The 16,123-nt window shown below is 63.2% G+C and carries 18 protein-coding genes; all 18 read right to left on the reverse strand.

From position 1 onward, the window contains the following. Positions 1–26: 26 nt before the first annotated feature. The 18 genes from GEV05_13110 to GEV05_13195 all read right to left on the reverse strand — a co-directional run bounded on the left by GEV05_13110 (position 27) and on the right by GEV05_13195 (position 15,917). Entirely contained in the window at positions 27–878 is an 852-nt protein-coding gene (locus GEV05_13110) for a tripartite tricarboxylate transporter substrate binding protein (protein ID MPZ44319.1), read from the reverse strand. 41 nt (positions 879–919) lie between these two features. Then, positions 920–1,699: a succinate--CoA ligase subunit alpha gene (locus GEV05_13115; protein MPZ44320.1), complete on the reverse strand. Its 780-nt coding sequence runs from the start codon at positions 1,697–1,699 to the stop codon at positions 920–922. Between the two features lie 110 nt (positions 1,700–1,809). Continuing rightward, positions 1,810–2,301, reverse strand: a complete 492-nt coding sequence (locus GEV05_13120; protein ID MPZ44321.1) for a hypothetical protein — start codon at positions 2,299–2,301, stop codon at positions 1,810–1,812. Positions 2,302–2,359: 58 nt separating this feature from the next. Continuing rightward, entirely contained in the window at positions 2,360–2,824 is a 465-nt protein-coding gene (locus GEV05_13125) for a hypothetical protein (GenBank protein MPZ44322.1), read from the reverse strand. Positions 2,825–3,017: 193 nt separating this feature from the next. Continuing rightward, positions 3,018–3,467 carry a hypothetical protein gene (locus GEV05_13130; GenBank protein MPZ44323.1) on the reverse strand — a complete coding sequence of 150 codons (450 nt, stop codon included), beginning with the start codon at positions 3,465–3,467 and terminating at the stop codon, positions 3,018–3,020. Then, entirely contained in the window at positions 3,464–3,922 is a 459-nt protein-coding gene (locus GEV05_13135; protein ID MPZ44324.1) for a hypothetical protein, read from the reverse strand. Before GEV05_13135 ends, GEV05_13130 begins: the two co-directional genes overlap by 4 nt. Positions 3,923–4,015: 93 nt before the next feature. After that, entirely contained in the window at positions 4,016–5,575 is a 1,560-nt protein-coding gene (locus GEV05_13140) for a propionyl-CoA carboxylase (protein ID MPZ44325.1), read from the reverse strand. Next, positions 5,572–6,804 (reverse strand): CoA transferase, encoded by a 1,233-nt coding sequence (locus GEV05_13145; protein MPZ44326.1) that lies wholly within the window; start codon positions 6,802–6,804, stop codon positions 5,572–5,574. Before GEV05_13145 ends, GEV05_13140 begins: the two co-directional genes overlap by 4 nt. A 91-nt stretch (positions 6,805–6,895) precedes the next feature. Beyond that, complete coding sequence (locus GEV05_13150) at positions 6,896–7,867, reverse strand: tripartite tricarboxylate transporter substrate binding protein (protein ID MPZ44327.1); 972 nt, start codon at positions 7,865–7,867, stop codon at positions 6,896–6,898. A 34-nt stretch (positions 7,868–7,901) separates the two neighbouring features. Next, a complete protein-coding gene (locus GEV05_13155; protein MPZ44328.1) occupies positions 7,902–8,372 on the reverse strand; it encodes an acyl dehydratase in 471 nt (156 codons plus the stop codon). Between the two features lie 17 nt (positions 8,373–8,389). After that, entirely contained in the window at positions 8,390–9,565 is a 1,176-nt protein-coding gene (locus GEV05_13160) for a thiolase family protein (GenBank protein MPZ44329.1), read from the reverse strand. Positions 9,566–9,592: 27 nt separating this feature from the next. Continuing rightward, positions 9,593–9,997 (reverse strand): hypothetical protein, encoded by a 405-nt coding sequence (locus GEV05_13165; protein MPZ44330.1) that lies wholly within the window; start codon positions 9,995–9,997, stop codon positions 9,593–9,595. A 12-nt stretch (positions 9,998–10,009) separates the two neighbouring features. Next, positions 10,010–10,981, reverse strand: coding sequence for a tripartite tricarboxylate transporter substrate binding protein (locus GEV05_13170; protein MPZ44331.1), 972 nt, complete (start codon positions 10,979–10,981; stop codon positions 10,010–10,012). A gap of 130 nt (positions 10,982–11,111) precedes the next feature. Beyond that, positions 11,112–12,080, reverse strand: a complete 969-nt coding sequence (locus GEV05_13175; protein MPZ44332.1) for a tripartite tricarboxylate transporter substrate binding protein — start codon at positions 12,078–12,080, stop codon at positions 11,112–11,114. 4 nt (positions 12,081–12,084) lie between these two features. Beyond that, a complete protein-coding gene (locus GEV05_13180; protein MPZ44333.1) occupies positions 12,085–12,852 on the reverse strand; it encodes an enoyl-CoA hydratase in 768 nt (255 codons plus the stop codon). Between the two features lie 27 nt (positions 12,853–12,879). After that, positions 12,880–13,776, reverse strand: a complete 897-nt coding sequence (locus tag GEV05_13185) for a TauD/TfdA family dioxygenase (protein ID MPZ44334.1) — start codon at positions 13,774–13,776, stop codon at positions 12,880–12,882. Further along, on the reverse strand, positions 13,751–15,043 hold the full coding sequence (locus tag GEV05_13190; protein MPZ44335.1) for a hypothetical protein: 1,293 nt from the start codon (positions 15,041–15,043) through the stop codon (positions 13,751–13,753). The genes GEV05_13185 and GEV05_13190 overlap by 26 nt, the downstream gene beginning before the upstream one ends. After that, entirely contained in the window at positions 14,943–15,917 is a 975-nt protein-coding gene (locus GEV05_13195; GenBank protein ID MPZ44336.1) for a tripartite tricarboxylate transporter substrate binding protein, read from the reverse strand. Before GEV05_13195 ends, GEV05_13190 begins: the two co-directional genes overlap by 101 nt. Between the last annotated feature and the right edge of the window lie 206 nt (positions 15,918–16,123).

A 16,123-nucleotide genomic window follows, 5' to 3' on the forward strand; every position in this document is an offset into this window, starting at 1 on the left:
CTTTTCCTCTTCACACGTCAAAAACTTCACTCGACCTTGATCCCAGCGGCCTTGATGATCTGCGAGTACCGCGCCGTTTCTGCCTTGATGTGCGCCGCGAACTGATTCGGCGTCGTGGCGGCCGGCTCGGCGCCAAGACTGTTCAGATGATCCTTCATTTCGGGCGCGAGCAGGATGCGGGCGATCTCGCCGTGCAGGCGCTTGACCACGGCCGGCGTCATTCCGGCAGGCCCCAGTACGCCGAACCAGGGGTCCATCTCGTAGCCGGGAAGCGTTTCACCGACCGTCGGAATCGTCGGCGCTGCCGCTGCACGCTTTCCGCTGGTGACCGCGAGCGCACGCAGTTTCCCTGAAGTGATATCCATCGAGAGGTGCGGTGAAGTCCCGCTGCCCGTCGAGGCATAGCTCAACTTGCCCGGATTGGCTTTTGCGTAGTTGATGAGCTCTTTCAGCGAGCGCGCCGGTATGGCCGGATGTGTCACAAGGACGTTCGGTAGGGTCACGGCGAGCGTGATCGGCGTGAAGTCCTTTACCGCGTCGAACGGCAGCTTGCGGTAGAGGCTGGGAACCACGGTAAACGTAAGCGTGGTGAGCATGATCGTGTGACCGTCCGCGGGGGCGCGAGCCACGAGCTCGGTACCGATCAGCGTGTTGCCACCAGGCCTGTTGTCGACGACGACTTGTTGCCCGAGGTTCTGCGTCAGGCGCTGAGCGATCAATCGCGCGAGTACGTCCGTGTTGCCGCCGGGCGCGTAGGGGACGACCATACGCACGGGGCGCGTCGGGTAACTCTCGGCAGCGTGAAGCGCAAGCGGGCCAAAGACCGTGCAGGTCATGGCCAGGATCAGTTGTAGCCCGAAGTGCTGCCGTAACTTCACGTCCGCCTCCTGTCTAGTTGTCGTTGCAACGCGGCCTTGAATCAACGCAGAGCCCGCTGCAACAGTGTCGGTATGTCTTCCAGTGCGTCCGCGATGTGGGCGCCGGCGGCTGCCAGGACGGCTCGCTTCGCGCTCGCGCTCTCGTTGCCGGTGGTGATCATCGCCGCGGCGTGACCGAAGCTCATTCCGGTGGGATAGCGCTCCTGAAACGCGCCTGCAATGAGCGCGACGATGGGCTTGGTGACGGCACGGGAGGTTAGCAGGGCCGCGACTTCCTGCTCGTTATCGGTCCCCGGCTCGCCGAAGATAACGATCGCGCGAGTGTCGGGGTCCTGCTGGAAGAGCTTCACGTACTCGGCCATCGTCATGCCGGTGACCGCGTCGCCACCCATTGCGATCGAAGTCGAAATGCCGTAACCCGCAGCCTTCAAGGTGAGACTGATTTCGGCAGTCATCCCGCCCGAGCGCGAGAGGACGCCAATATCGCCGGCGGCATAAATTTCGCAGGGATCGATTCCACCCACACCGGCGAGCTTGCTTTTTCCCGGCGATATGAGCCCATTCGTATTGCATCCCACCAGCCGTACGCCGGCTTTGCGCGCAGCGGCGGTGATGCGCACGACATCGTGCTGGGGCACGTATTCAGCCGTGACGAGTATCAGCCGGATGCCTGCATCGATCGCTTCCATCACGGCCGATTTCACTGCGGGCGCTGGAACGCAAATGACCGACGTGTTGATGTCGTGCTCCGCAGCGGCGCGCCGCACGGTATCGTAAACCGGCACGCCGTGCACAGTCTCGCCGCCGCGCCCGGGCGTCACGCCCGCGACGATGCGCGTGCCGTACTTGATTCACCATTCGGTATCGAAGCGCGCCTGTCCGCCCGTGATGCCCTGCACGACGACCCTCGTATTCCCATCGACGAGTATGCTCATGATAGCGGTCCGGCGCTTTTCGCGGTGAGCTGCACGATCAAGCGCACCGCCTCTTTCAGCGTCGTGCCGCGCGCAACGTAATGGATGTTCTTGCGGCCCGCCACCATCGCTCGCGATTCGGGCTCGCCCGCGCCGAACAATCGGATGACGATCGGCAACCGCGCGGTATCGATTTTCTTTTCGTCGAGCAGCTCGATGAGCGTGCGCACCCGTATGTCGGTGCGCGCCATCTGCGCGAAGTTGAAACCGACCAGAAGACCGCGCAGCTTCGGGTTGTCGAGTATCGCCGAGAGCACCGCTTTCAGCTTGCGATTGTCGGAGCCCGTCGGTGGCGTGACGCAATGGTTCGCAGGCCGCCCGCCCGCTTCGAGCATGAGATCGTGCTGGTACAGGCCGGCGCCCCCGCCGCCGACGAGCAGACCGATGTCGCCTTCGAGCTCGACGTACTGGCACTCGCCGCCGGGATATTCTCTGTTCGCAAGCGTCACGGCGCGTTCGCGCGGATTCTCAGGGAGCGGTTCGTTGCCGCCTCGCCACTCGGGATGCCTATACAGGGCGTCGGGATCGATTGCCATCATCGCGCCGACGACGTGCGCTATGCCCGGCTGCATCGATTGCGAGCGGATTCACTTCGAGCAGCAAGGCGTCGGCCCGACAGAAGGCGTCGTACAGCTTTGTCGTCAAAGCTGCAATGCGCGGCAGGCTTGTGCCGCGCAGTCCGGCGTCGTACCACAGGTCGGTTGCGATCCAGGTGTCGAGACCGTTCAGCGGATCGATGCGCAATCGGACGAGCTTCTCCGGCGTCGTGCGCGAGACTTCCTCGATATCGACGCCCCCGCTGCGGCTGACGAGCACCTCGGACCTGGCGCCGCTCAATACGAAGCTCAAGTAGTACTCGTCTGCGATCGCGACGCGCTCTTCGACATAAACGCTGCGCACGAGGTGTCCATTGACGGTGGTGCCCAGAAGCTTCGCAGCCGCGGCGGCGGCCCGTTCGGCATCATCGGCCATCAGCACGGCGCCGGCCTTACCTCGGCGTCCTGTCGGCACGAGCGCTTTTAACACCGCACCGCCCTTCATCAACTCTGCGGCAGTGCGTGCTTCCTCGCGGGAAGCCGCAGCATGACCCTTCCGGCACCGCCAGGCCGCTGTCGCGCAGCCACTGTTTCGCGAGGTTCTCGGTCAGACGCAGCATTGCATGCTTCTACTTGCCGGCCTGCGCAGGAACGGCGCACGACGCGGCCCCCACGAGCACCTGTTCCCCGTCCTGGTTCTCGCACCAGACGCTGAGCGCGATTCGAACACGCCCTCCGTCCTGCTCGCGCGCCTCCACACGCGCTTTTGGCTGCACGGTTTCGTCGATTTTTACGCTGCGCGGAATCTTGATGTCGAGCTGCCCGCCCGCGAACCACGCGATGCCGAACATCTCGACGAGCAGTCCGACGAGATAACCCTCCCACTGGGTGCCGGAGACGACGACCGCAGAAAGGCCAGCATCGTTGGCGGCCTTGAGATCGGTGTGCAGGTTCTTTTCCGGCCAGTCCGGCGACTCGATTGGACCGCCCGACAGCGCGAGCGCGCGAGCCCAAGTGAGCTTTCTGGCCTTGCCTGCGTACAGCCCGCCGACTTTCGCTTCGAGTATCGGGACGCTCATTTCGACTCTCCCAGCGCATACGTCTTCACCTTGCCCAGCGTGAAGAACGTGGACGACAGTTCGCGCCGCAGTACGTCATTACCGTTTTCGTCCTGCACCAGCGCCACGTAATCCTGGTAGATCTTGCCGCGTTGCTCGTACGTTTTCGCCACCTTCCAGGTCACGCGCAGCTTCGTCCCCACATAAGCGGGATTGAGATACGTGCTGCGGTCGCGCGCAAACGCGGAGCCCATCCCTGGCGCCTGCCGGTACGACCGACTGCGCGTGCGCGGGCTCATGTGCATGAGCAGGACCGGATGCACGATCGGCGGTTTGCCGCCGATACCTTCGATGTAGAGCGGATTGAAATCCTCCACCGCGTACAGAAACTGCTGGTTGAGATCGGGCGTGACGACGAATTCGAGCGGCTCGTACTCGTCACCGCTCTGCAGTTCATGTGCGTATTTACCGCGCATGGGTAGCGCTCCCTGAAAAGTTCGAATCAAATGATCATCGCGGCAGCACTGCCGCGGCACGGAGATTTTCTGCTGCAGGTTCGAGCCCGCAGCTCATGGCCTCACGCCCGGGCGCGCCTTGACGCCGAGATTCATGCGCAGGCGCGCCTCCATGGCGTCTACGAAGCGGCAGAGATAGCGCCGCGTCTCTCGCGGATCGATGACATCCTCGAGTGCGAACGCCTCAGCCATTCGAAATGGCGATGCCAGTGTGCGTATTTCGTCTTCGAGCTCGGCCTGCCTGCGGCCGGGATCGTCCGCATTCGCGATCTCGCGCCGATACGCGACGGTCACGCCGCCTTCGACCGGTAGTGAGCCGATCTCGGCCGATGGCCAGGCGATCTTGAAATCGAGGCCGAGGCTGTCGCGCGCGGCAAATCCCGCGAAGCCATAGCACTTGCGGATTACCACGCTCATCATCGGCACGCTCGCCTGCATGCGCGCGTGCAGGCTCCTCATACCCTCGCGCAACGTCGCGCCCTCTTCGGCCTGGGGGCCGATCATGAAGCCCGGGAGATCGACAAAGAAAATCAGAGGGATGTGAAACGTGTCGCAGACGTCGATGAAATGCGTCTGTTTGCGCGCGGCCTTAGCATCGAGCGCACCGCCATTCACCATGGGATTATTCGCGACGATGCCGACAGGGCGTCCGTTCATTCGTGCCAGCGACGTAATCAGTGCGCGACCGAAAAGCGGCTGAATCTCGAATAAAGACCCACGATCGGTCACCAGACCAATCAGTTTTCGCATATCGTACGGTGCGCGGCGGTTTCGCGGGAGAATCGAAAGCAGCGCCTCTTCCATGCGATCGGGCGGGTCGTCGCATGCAGTAACCGGAGGAAGCTCCCACACGTTTTGAGGCATGAAACTCAGAAAACGCTTCACCATCGCGAGGCAGTCGGCTTCGCTGTCAGCAACGTTGTCGATCGTTCCCGCAATACTAGCAGTAACGTCCGCACCGCCGAGTTCTTCTTTCCCGATCTTTATCCCCAGCGCGCGCTCCACCATTGGCGGCCCGGAGGCGAATACCTGGCTTTTCCCCCGCACCATGACCGAGAAATGGGAAAGTATCGCGCGGCCCGCCGGCCCGCCGGCGGTCGTTCCCATGACACCGCTCACGACAGGCACCCGACCCAGCAGGTCGACGTAATGCGGCGAGAGCCGTGCGCCAGGAAACACGGCGTGTCCGCGCTGCCGCGTCGAGCCCACGCTCCCGCCGGCGCCATGACAGAGATTCACGAGCGGAATGCAGTATTCGTAAGCGAGATCGCCCGAAAAGCCGCCTTGTCCGCCTTTCGAGCGGGCGCCCCAATTGACACCCCCGCGCACGGAGAAGTCTTCGCCACCAACTGCAGTCGCACGTCCTGCGATTTTCGCCAGCCCCATCACATAGGGCGCAGGAACGACTTTGGCGACTTTGCCGCCTTCGTAACTCGCCGTACCGGCGAGCTGACCAATTTCCTGAAACGAGCCCTCATCGACCAGCGCGTCGATGCGTTCGCGTATCGTGAGCCAGCCCTGCTCGCGGTACGCGCGCACCGCATCCGCACCACCGTGCTCCAGCGCCCAGCGGCGGCGCTGCGCGATTTCATCAGCTTCGGCTTTCCAGGTCATCGCTTCCTCTGCGTTGCTTGCGCCGACGCACTGACGCTCACGATGCCGGCAAGCTCGAGGGCTTCGATCTCGTCGCGCGCCATGCCCAGCACGTCCTTAAGTACGCGCGCCGTGTCGCGCCCGATCTTGCCCCCGCTGCGACGGATCCTGCCCGGCGTGCCGGAAAGCACCGGTACGGGCGCGGCGAGCGTGACGGTTCCCAGCTCATCGTCGGGCACTTCGACCAGCATGCCGCGCGCGAGGTAATGCGGGTCTTTGAAAATATCGGCCATGGTGAATATGCGCGTGGCGGGCACCTCCGCAGCGGTGAGTCTCCGCTCGATCTCCGGTGCTTCAAGGCTTTGCGTCCACTGCGCAACGATTGAGTCGAGCGCGTCGATATTGGCGCCGCGAGCCACGGCCGTCGCGAAGCGCGCATCGGCCGGCAGATCCTCCCGGCCCATCACGCTCGACATGCGCTTGAATACGGGATCGGCTATGGCCGTGATGTGCACGTGCTGACCGTCTTTCGTCTGGTACAGGTTGTTGGGAGCGCTATTCGCCAGCCGCGATCCCGCGCGTTTTGCGACGATGCCCAGCTTTTCGTACGCCGGCACGTGTGACTCCAGAAAGCTGAATGCGCACTCGTTGAGCGCGGCATCGATGCACTGCCCGACGCCGGTGACGCGACGCGCGTGAAGTGCCATGACAGCACCAAGCGCCGCGTAAAGGCCGGTGATGTAATCGGTCAGTGCGACCGCGACGCGAGCGGGCGGCCGATCGGGATCGCCGATCAGGTGGCGCAGTCCGCTGACGGCTTCGCTGATGATGCCGTAACCGGCACGGCTGCTGTACGGTCCGGTCTGTCCGAAGCCGCTGATGCGAACCATGATGAGCCCGTCGTTCGCCGCGCGCAGGTCGTCGTAACCGAGGCCCCATTTCTCGAGCGTTCCCGGCTTGAAGTTCTCGACGACGATGTCGCACTTGCTCGCGAGGCTCCGGACGATTTCACGGCCGCGCTTTCCCCGCAGGTCGATCGCGACCAGCGATTTGTTACGCAGCAGCGTCGCCGCGTACAGCGATTTCCCATTATGACGATGGCCGAGCGAGCGCAGCGTGTCGCCCTCGGGCGGCTCGACCTTGATGACTTCGGCGCCGAAATCGGCGAGCACGCGCGCGCAAAACGGCCCGGCGATGGTCGAGCCCAGCTCGAGCACCTTGCAACCGGTGAGCGGTCCGTTTTCCAGCATTATGGCGCCACTTCCCGATGCCCGCCCCAGGTGCGCATCTCGGTCTTCACCGTCTCGCCGCGGAAGAGGAATTCATGCGGTTCTTCCACAGTCAATCAGCCGTGATACCGCTCGCGCGTATGACTTTCGCCCACTTCGCCATATCGGCCCTGATGTAACTGGAGAACTCCTGAGGCGTGTTGCCGATTGCATTCGCGCCGGAACCTGCCATCAGCTCCTGCACGTTTGGCATTCGTAGAATACGCACCACTTCCCCGTGCAGCTTGTCCACGGTCGCGGGCGATGTCTTGGCGGGCGCCATCAAGCCGAACCACGAACCGGCGGTGTACCCGGGCAAACCGGCTTCGCTCATGGTCGGCAGCTCTGGAATCTTGTCCGAGCGCCGGGCACTGGTGATGGCGAGTGCACGCAACTTCCCTGCCTTCACCTGCGACAGAGCAACCATGGGATTCGTAAACATGAGTTGCACATGCCCACCGACGAGCGCAGTGGTTGCCGGGCCTGTGCCCTTGTACGGCACGTGAACCATCTGAATGTCGACCATGGACTGCATCAGCTCCGCGGCGAGCCGCAGCGATGAACTCGTGCCGCTCGATCCGTAATTGAGTTGACCCGGACGTGCCTTCGCGACCGCAATCAACTCTTTGACTGTGCTCGCCGGTACCGACGGATGAATCGCCAGAATCAACGGCACTTCTGCAACCAGTGTGATGGGCGTGAAATCCCGCTGCGGATCGTAAGGCAGTCTCTTGAACAACGCGGGGTTCACTGCAAACGTGTTCGTGCTCATCAGCAGCGTGTAGCCATCCGGCTGGGATTTAGCCACGATGTCCGTTCCGATGACCTGTCCGCCGCCCGGACGATTGTCGATGATCACAGGCTGGCCCCATGAATCGGTCAGCTTCTGCCCGATCATTCGAGCGAGTATGTCGGTGGGGCCGGCCGGCGCGACCGCCACGACCATGCGGATCGGCTTGGTCGGATAATCCTGGGCGAGCGCCGCTTCCGCCGCGCTCGCCGCGGGCAGCATCACGAGCAAGGCCAGTTTCAGTTTTTTAAACATATCCTCTTCCCGCGCCGCCGGGGGCGCTCGTCAGTTAGTTTGCGGAAGGCCGCCGCCGGTACATGATCGATGCCTCCATCTCCTGCACGACCACGCCGTTCTGATTGAGCATTCTGCGCTGGAACTTGATGACGCCGCGATCGGGCTTGCTCGTTGCCTTCTTGTCTATCACCGTGGACACCATGTGTATCGTATCGCCGTGCTTCACCGGCGCGAGCATGCGCCACTTGTCGACCTGCAGCAGCGCGAGCAGCGTGCCGTCGTTGATGCCGCTCGCGTACTGCAGCCCCCCCGCGATCGCATAGACGAGCGGCCCGTGCGCGATCGGCTCACCGAATGGCGTCGTCTTGCAATACTCCCAGTTCGCGTGCACCTCGTTGAAATCTCCGGACAGGCACGCGAAGTTGACGATGTCGGTCGACGTCACGGTGCGCGACGGTGTCTCGAGCTCGCGCCCGATTTCGAAATCCTCGAAAAACAGGCCGCGCCGGCTGGTGGTCTCCATTTTTCTGGCTCCTTCGTCTATCGCGGCTGGTCGGCCAGTATGACCGTGCAGTTCGATGACAGCACGCCGCCTTCGTTGTGAACGAGGGCCGTGTGAGCGTCGCGCACCTGCCGCTCGCCGCACTCGCCTATCAGTTGAGCCACCGCCTCGATGATGCCCAGCATTCCGCCCGTCGCTCCGGCGTGCGCGTGAGAGAGCATCCCGCCGTGCGTGTTGACGGGCAGCCGCGCGCCGATCGCCGCATGTCCTGCCGCATAGAAGCTGCCCCCTTCGCCCGGGGCACAGAACCCAAGCTCTTCGAGCTCCAGTATCGGCACGATGGAAAAGCAGTCGTAGAGCTGGGCAAGGTCCATGTCGTCCGGACCCAGTCCGGCCATCCGATACGCGCCCTGCCCCGATTCCATCACGCCGAAGTGCACCAGCGTCTCGGCGCACACGATGTACTCGTGCGTGTGACACTCCCCGACGCCGAGCAGATACACCGGCCGGTCGGCAATATGCCGTGCGCGATCCGCGGAGGTCACGATGAATGCGCCCGCCGCGTCGGAGATGAGGCAGCAGTCGAGCAGATTCAAAGGCGACGCGATCGGCTTGGATGCGATCACGTCCTCGATGGTGATCGGCGCTTTCATGTGGGAATTCGGGTGCATCGCGGCGTGCTGCCGCGTAACCACCGGAACGTGCGCGAGCTGTTCGCGCGTGATCCCGTACTCGTGCATGTAGCGGCGGGCGATCATCGCATAGCAGCCGGGAATCGAGTTGCCGTACGGATACTCGAAGTAAGGATGGCCGACCGCCGCCGCGAGCGACGAGACCGCCGTGTCGCGCGACATGCCCGTGGCGCGGTTTTCGCCCGTGCATACGAGCACGCAGCTCGCCTGTCCCGCGGCGATCGCCGCCGCGGCATGGCCAAGCAGGATTGCCGGGGTCGCGCCGCCCGCCACCAGCGAGCTGCAGAAGCGCGGCTTGAGGCCCAGGTACTCGCAGAGCACGGTTCCGAGCATGAAGAACGGCTCTGTCAGCGAATAGGCCGTCAGCAGGCCGTCGATGTCGGACACGGCGAGCCCCGCGTCGTCCAGAGCACGCTTGGCGGCCTGCGCCGTCAGTCCGAGGCCGGACAGATGCGGCACCTTGCCGATATCCGATTCCCCGATGCCGACGATTGCCGTGCGGTTGCGAAGCGAGAATTCCAAGCGGTTAACCTTTGCTTTTCGCGCGCATCACGATGCGCTGCGCTCGAACTGCGGCACTTTCCAGCCTTCGCCGCGCTCTTCGAAACACAGCTTTACGCGATCGCCGACGGCAGCCTCCAGAGCGCCTGCACCGACGATGTTCGCCATCACGCGCGGCCCTTCCGCGAGGTCGACCAGCGCGACGACATACGGCCCGCGGCCGGAGAACTCGGGCGCCGGCGCACGGTGTATGACGGTATAGCTGTAAATCGTGCCCGTGCCGCGGCTTTCGATCCATAAGGTCTTGTCGGACCAGCAGAACGGGCACAGGTGACGCGGCGGAAAGAACGGGCGCATGCAGGCATCGCACTGCTTGATCAGCAGGCGGCTCGCGCGAGCGGCTTCCCAGAATGGTTTCGAATCGGCGTTCAGCGCCGGCACGGGCAGGTTCATGGATATCGGCGCCTAATTTGTCTTGATCTTGCGTTCTTTGATCAGTTTGGCCCAGCGCTCGTGCTCGCCCGCAATAAAGGTCCCGAACTGCTCCGGTGTGCTGCCCACGACAGCGGCGCCTATGTTCACCAGTTTCTCGCGCACGTCATTGCTCTGCAATGCTTTCTGGGCGCTCGCGTTCAATTGGCTGACGATGTCTTTCGAAACGCCTGCCGGAGCAAGCAGGCCAAACCAGGAGCTCGCGTCGAAACCGGGGAACCCGAGCTCGGCGAGCGTCGGCGTCTGCGGCGCGGACAAAGCGCGCTTCGCGCTCGTCACCGCCAGCGCACGCAGCTTGCCCGCTTCGACGTGCGGCAACGCCGACAAAATGTTGTCGACTGCGACCTGCACGTGCCCGGCGACTAAATCGTTCGTCGCGGGCGCCGAGCCTTTGTACGGCACATGAACCATGGAGATCCCGGCACGCTGCATGAACAATTCAGCGGTAAGGTGCGTCGAAGAACCCGCTGACGCATAGTTGAGATCCCCCGGGCGCGACTTAGCCAGCCTCACCAGTTGTTCCACGCTCCTGACGGGCAACGAGGGATGAACGACAATCATCAACGGCACCGATGCCATGAGAATAACGGGACTGAAGTCGCGCACCGGATGGAATTTGACGCCCGCGTACAGGCTCGGGTTGATCGTGAGACCCGGCGTGCCCATCAGCAGCGTGTAGCCATCGGGAGCCGCGCGGGCGCCGAGCTCGGTGCCCAAGCTGCTCGCGGCACCGGGTCGATTATCGATGATGATCTGCTGCCCGAAACCCTCCCCCATCTTCTGACCCACTACCCGCGCAATGATATCCGTGGATCCGCCTGCCGCGAATGGCACGATCAGCCGTATGGGCTTTGCGGGGTACGTTTGCGCCGAAGTCGCGCCGGCCTCCAGAGCACTGAACAGCAACAACGCCAAACAAGCACCACCTCTAACCGCTATTGCCATGTCTCGCATTGTCATGCGTGGAATATCCGAAAAGCTGCCTCAAAGCACTGATCTGTGATGCCTCGGCAGCGCGCCAAGCGCGCATCCAGGCTTCGCTCAAAATACCGCACGCCCTTTTGACGATCGGTCTTCAAAGCTTCTTTGGCTTGATCCCGGCTCGAGCGGCGACCGCGTTCCACTTCCTGATGTCTTCTTTGACCTGCCGCGCGAATTCCGCCGGTGTGCCGCCGGCAGCCTCGACGCCCTCCGCCGAGAAGCGCTCTTTCACCTCAGGCAATGCGATCACCTGATCGATCGTTTTGTTCAGCAGATTGACCACAGCAGGCGGTGTGCGCGCCGGTGCGAGCATGCCGAACCAGCCGACCACTTCGAAGTCCTTCAAACCCTGCTCTGAAATCGTCGGGACATCGGGCGCGGCGGAAGGGCGTTTCGAGCTCGTTACGCCCAGCGCCCGCAGACGGCCTGCCCTCACCTGCGCCAATGCTGCGGGCAGCGTCGAGAAGTAGAGCTGCACTTCATTGCTGATCACGGCCGCAATCGCGGGGCCGCCGCCTTTGTACGCAACGTGTGCCATGTCCACTTTCGCCATCGACTTGAAGAGCTCTCCGGCAAGGTGGCCGAGGGAGCCTACGCCAGGCGCTGCGAAATTGAGCGCGCCCTTCTGCGCGCGTGCGAACGTGATCAGCTCGGGAACCGATTTGGCGGGGACGCCGGGATTCACGACGAGCATAAGAGGCGTGGCTGCGATATTTACGATGGGGGTGAAATCCTTGTTCACGTCGAAGTTGAGCTTATCGTGAAGGCTCGGCAAGATCGCGAAGTTGCTGAACATCTGCAGGAGCGTATAGCCGTCGGCAGGCGCATGCGCGACCATTTCGGTCGCGAGCAGTCCGCCGGCTCCGCCGCGGTTGTCGATCACGACCTGTTTCCCGAGCATTTCCGAAAGCTTTGGATTGATCGCGCGCGCGACGAAGTCATTGCCGCCGCCGGGCGCGGATCCGACGATGAGGCGGATCGGTTTGTCGGGATATTTCTGCGCGAGCGCGCTCGCGGAGCCGACGAGCGTGAGGAATGTCGCGAGCAGGAGTGAGCGAATCATCGGTCTAACGTCCTTTCCATTGCGGGGCACGTTTTTCCCGGAACGCGAGCACGCCTTCTTTGGAGTCCTCGCTGCTTAGCAAGCGGTTCGCGACGTCGCGCGCCAGGTATACGCGCGTATCGACCGGCACTTCGAGCCCGCGCCGGCCTGCTTCTTTGATCGCGTGCACGGCGAGCGGCGCGTTCTCCTGGATCTCCTCGGCCCAGCGTTCGGCGGTCTCCATGAGCTTCTCATGCGGCACGACCTCGTTCGCAAGCCCGAGGCGATAAGCTTCGCCCGCCGAGATAAATTTGCCACGCATCAGATAACCCATCGCGATGTTCCAGGGCAATGCGTGCGGCAGGAAGCACGGCCCGCTGACGGACGAGATGCCGCGCTTCACCTGCGGCCATCCGATGCTCGCGCGTTCCGACATGATGATGATGTCGGCGTTCAGCGCGAATCCGCCGCCTTGCGCGAGACAGGGCCCGTTCAGAGCGACGATGAACGGTTTGTAGGTGTTCCTCAGGAAGAGATAGAGCTCGTCATTCGACATGACGTCGCCTTTTTCCGCATCCGGCGCGATTTTCTCGAACAGGTCTTTCCCTGAGCAGAAGGTGTCGCCGTTCGCGGTGAGGATTGCAATCCAGATGTCCGGGTTGAACTTGACGTGCGTAAATGCGTCCTGAACTTCCTTTCTCATCGCACGATTCAGCGCGTTCTTCTTTTCCGGCCGATCGAGCGTGATGTATGCGACGTGACCGCGAACTTCGTATTGCACAGCTTCACCCACAGCAGGTCTCCTTAACTCGCGGACGGATCAAAACGGCACCGTCCCATTCACCGTGACCCTGTACATGAGGCGCTCCAGGGGCAGCTCGTAGTCGTTTACCGCGAGATGTTGCGCCGTGCAGTTGTCCCACATCAGCAGGTCTCCCACGCGCCACTCGTGCCGGTACATGAGCTCGGGCCTGATGCAGAAATCCGACAATGCCCTGATGAGGGGCAGCGCTTCCTCGTCCGGCATGCCGATGATGCCGATGCATTCGCCCTCGCGCACGTAGATCGACCTGCGGCCGGTGACCGGGTGCGTGCGGACGACCGGATGCACGACGTCGGGGAGCGCGTTCCCGCGCGCCGTGGCCCGCTCAGTGCGGCTCTCCGCATTGCGAATGCGCGCACTCGAGCGGTGAATTGCCTTGAGCCCTTCAAGCCTTTCCTTCGTCTCCGCAGGCAGTGCGTCGTAAGCAGCCGCCGTGCTCACGAACAGTGTGTCCCCCAACACCCGCCCTGCCTTCTCGGGCACCTTCAGCGCGTAGAGCAGCGAGCCTCGTGGCGGACGCGGCATGTAGGACATGTCCGTGTGCCAGTTACGCCCGGCATCGGCCAGGCCGATCTGGCGGCCGTTCTCCACGACGTTGGAGATGACGAGCACCTCGGGGAAGGAAGCGAGCGCGTAGTCGTTCATCACATTGATCTCGAGCTCGCCGAAGCACCGAGCGAAGTCGATGTGCTGTTGCGGCGTCAGGCGCTGGTCGCGAAAGAGGACGACGGTGTTCTCGTCGAAGCGCCGCTCAATGTCGGCGAAGGAATCATCGTCGATGGACGCCGACAGGTCGATGCCGATCACTTCTACGCCGATGCTCTTCGACAGTTTTCGGGTTTCCATGGGCATGTCGGCGCCGTCCTGATCACCCGACGGTGATCTTGATTGCATGCTTGGCAAGCTTCTTATCGTCCACCTCCACCCCCAGGCCGACACCGCTTGGGAAGTGCACGACGCCGTTTTTGAACTCGATCGGCTCTTTCACGATGTCGTCGGCGAAGCGCTCCAGCGGAGAGCCGTAACCGATCGAATCGATGATCTCGGGTGTCGAGGCCCAGAAATGCGCCATCGCAGCCGTGCCCACGCCTGCCGGGTGTTCCGACCCCATGTTGCACGACAGGCCCGCTGCATCCGCCACGGCAGCGATTCGCTTGGACTGCAGGAACCCGCCGCACTTCGCGACCTTGATCGTGAACGCGTCCGCGGCCTGATAGCGGACGAAGTTCATTGCTTCGGCCGCGCATAGCACGCTCTCGTCCGCGGTGACGGTGCAGCGCAGTGCGCGCGAGACTTCAGCCATGCCGGCGATGTCCCACCATGGACACGGCTGCTCGATGTTCTCGATGTCGTACTCTTCCATCTTCGAGATCCAGCGCACTGCCACGTCGGCGCGATAGCCCTGGTTCGCGTCCACCTCGATCGGGAACCCGTCGCCTACGGCCGCGCGCACCGCTTTGACGCGCTCGAGGTCCATCGCGGGATCGAGCCCGGCCTTGATCGTGATCATCTTGTAGCCGTCCTTCACCAGCTTCTCGGCGGCGATCGCAACTTCCCCGGGCGCGGCAAGCGGAACGCTGCGCGACACGCCGATGCTCGTGCGCACGATACCGCCGAGCAGCGCCGCGACAGGCACGTTGTAGGCCTTGCCGGCGATATCGTGCAGGGCCATGTCGACTGCGGTCTTGGAGTAGAGGAACCCGTACTTGTCCATGCTCGCCTTGCGCAGCTTCTGCATGACGTGCTGTATGTCGAGCGGGTTCTCGTCGATCAGGAGCGGCGCAAACAGGGTCGAGATCACGACGGCGATCACCTGCGCGCTCTCGCCCGTGCGGTTGGGCAGCAGGGTCGAGGCTTCGCCGACCCCGACGATGCCTTCATCAGTGTAAAGCTTGATCACCACCCGCCGCGCCATTTCGGTTACGCCCGTCGCCTGCTCGTAGGGCTTCGCATACGGCATGCCGATCGGAAAGACCTCGACTTTCGTTATTTTCATTGCAGCTCCTCCATGAGCTCCGGTGCACCCCCGCGCGCAGGGCGCACCCGGAGTCGAAGCGTGGTCACTCGAGCGGTATGCCCGACGTCTTGACGACTTTTCCCCATTTCGAGATTTCCGCCTTGATGTGAGCGGCGAATTGCTCCGGCGTAGTCGTGACGGCATCCGCGCCGAGCCTGGCGAGTTGCTGTACGACCTTGGGATTGCCGAGCGCCTTGACGATCTCGCTGTTGAGCTTCGAGAGGATCTCGGGAGGGGTTCCGGCGGGTGCGAGGATGCCATACCACTGCGTGACCTCATGGCCCGGGAGCGTCTCGCCGACGGTGGGGAGCTCCGGCAGCGTTTTCGAGCGCCTCGGCCCGGTCGTCGCTACGAGCCGCAGCCTGCCTGCTTTCGCGTGGGGCACGACGGTCGGTCCGGTGCCGAATATGAGGGGGGTCTCGCCGCCGAGGATCGACGTGGTGGCGGCACCGCCGCCTTTGTACGGCACGTGCACCATCTTCACCTTGGCCAACTGGCTGAAGAGCTCGCCGGCGAGGTGTGGTCCGCCCAGATTGCCCGTCGATGCGAATGCGATCTGTCCCGGCCGGGCGCGGGCGAGGCCGATCAGGTCCTTCACAGACTTCACGGGCAGCGACGGGTGCACGGTCAGCACGTAGTCCGTTACTGCGACCAGGCTGATCGGCGCGAAGTCCTTCACGCTGTCGTACGCGAGCTTTGCGTAAGCCCCCGGAATGATCGCATTGGGGGCGACGCTCCCGAGCAGAAGGGTGTAGCCGTCCGGCGGCGTCTTGGCCGCGATCTCCGTGCCGATGCGCCCGCTCGCGCCGCCGCGGTTATCGATCACCACCTGCTGCCCGAGCGCGTCCGAGAGCGCCTGCCCGACGATGCGCGCGGTGGCATCGACGCCGCCGCCGGGCGGATAGGGCGCAATCAGCCGGATCGGCTTGGTCGGATAGCTCTGGGCGAGCACATGAGTGGAAATGCTCGCGGCAATAAACGCCGCGACAGATGCGGTGACGATACGCGTGTTGTGCATGACTCTCTCCTCGACAAGCGGCTGTAGTTATAGGCTGGGGCTTTGGTTGCAAACCATCGGGCAGCTGCGGCTGAAATCGACTTCGATCCGCTTTCAATCGGGATAGGGGCCGATCATAGTTGACCGGACCCCTCCCACACCACCCGGCATGCGGGTCCGCACCGGGCGGTTCGAGAAGTTGAGGTCATGAGAGACGAACCATGCCA

The sequence above is a fragment of the Betaproteobacteria bacterium genome, from assembly GCA_009377585.1.
GTDB lineage: Bacteria > Pseudomonadota > Gammaproteobacteria > Burkholderiales > WYBJ01 > WYBJ01.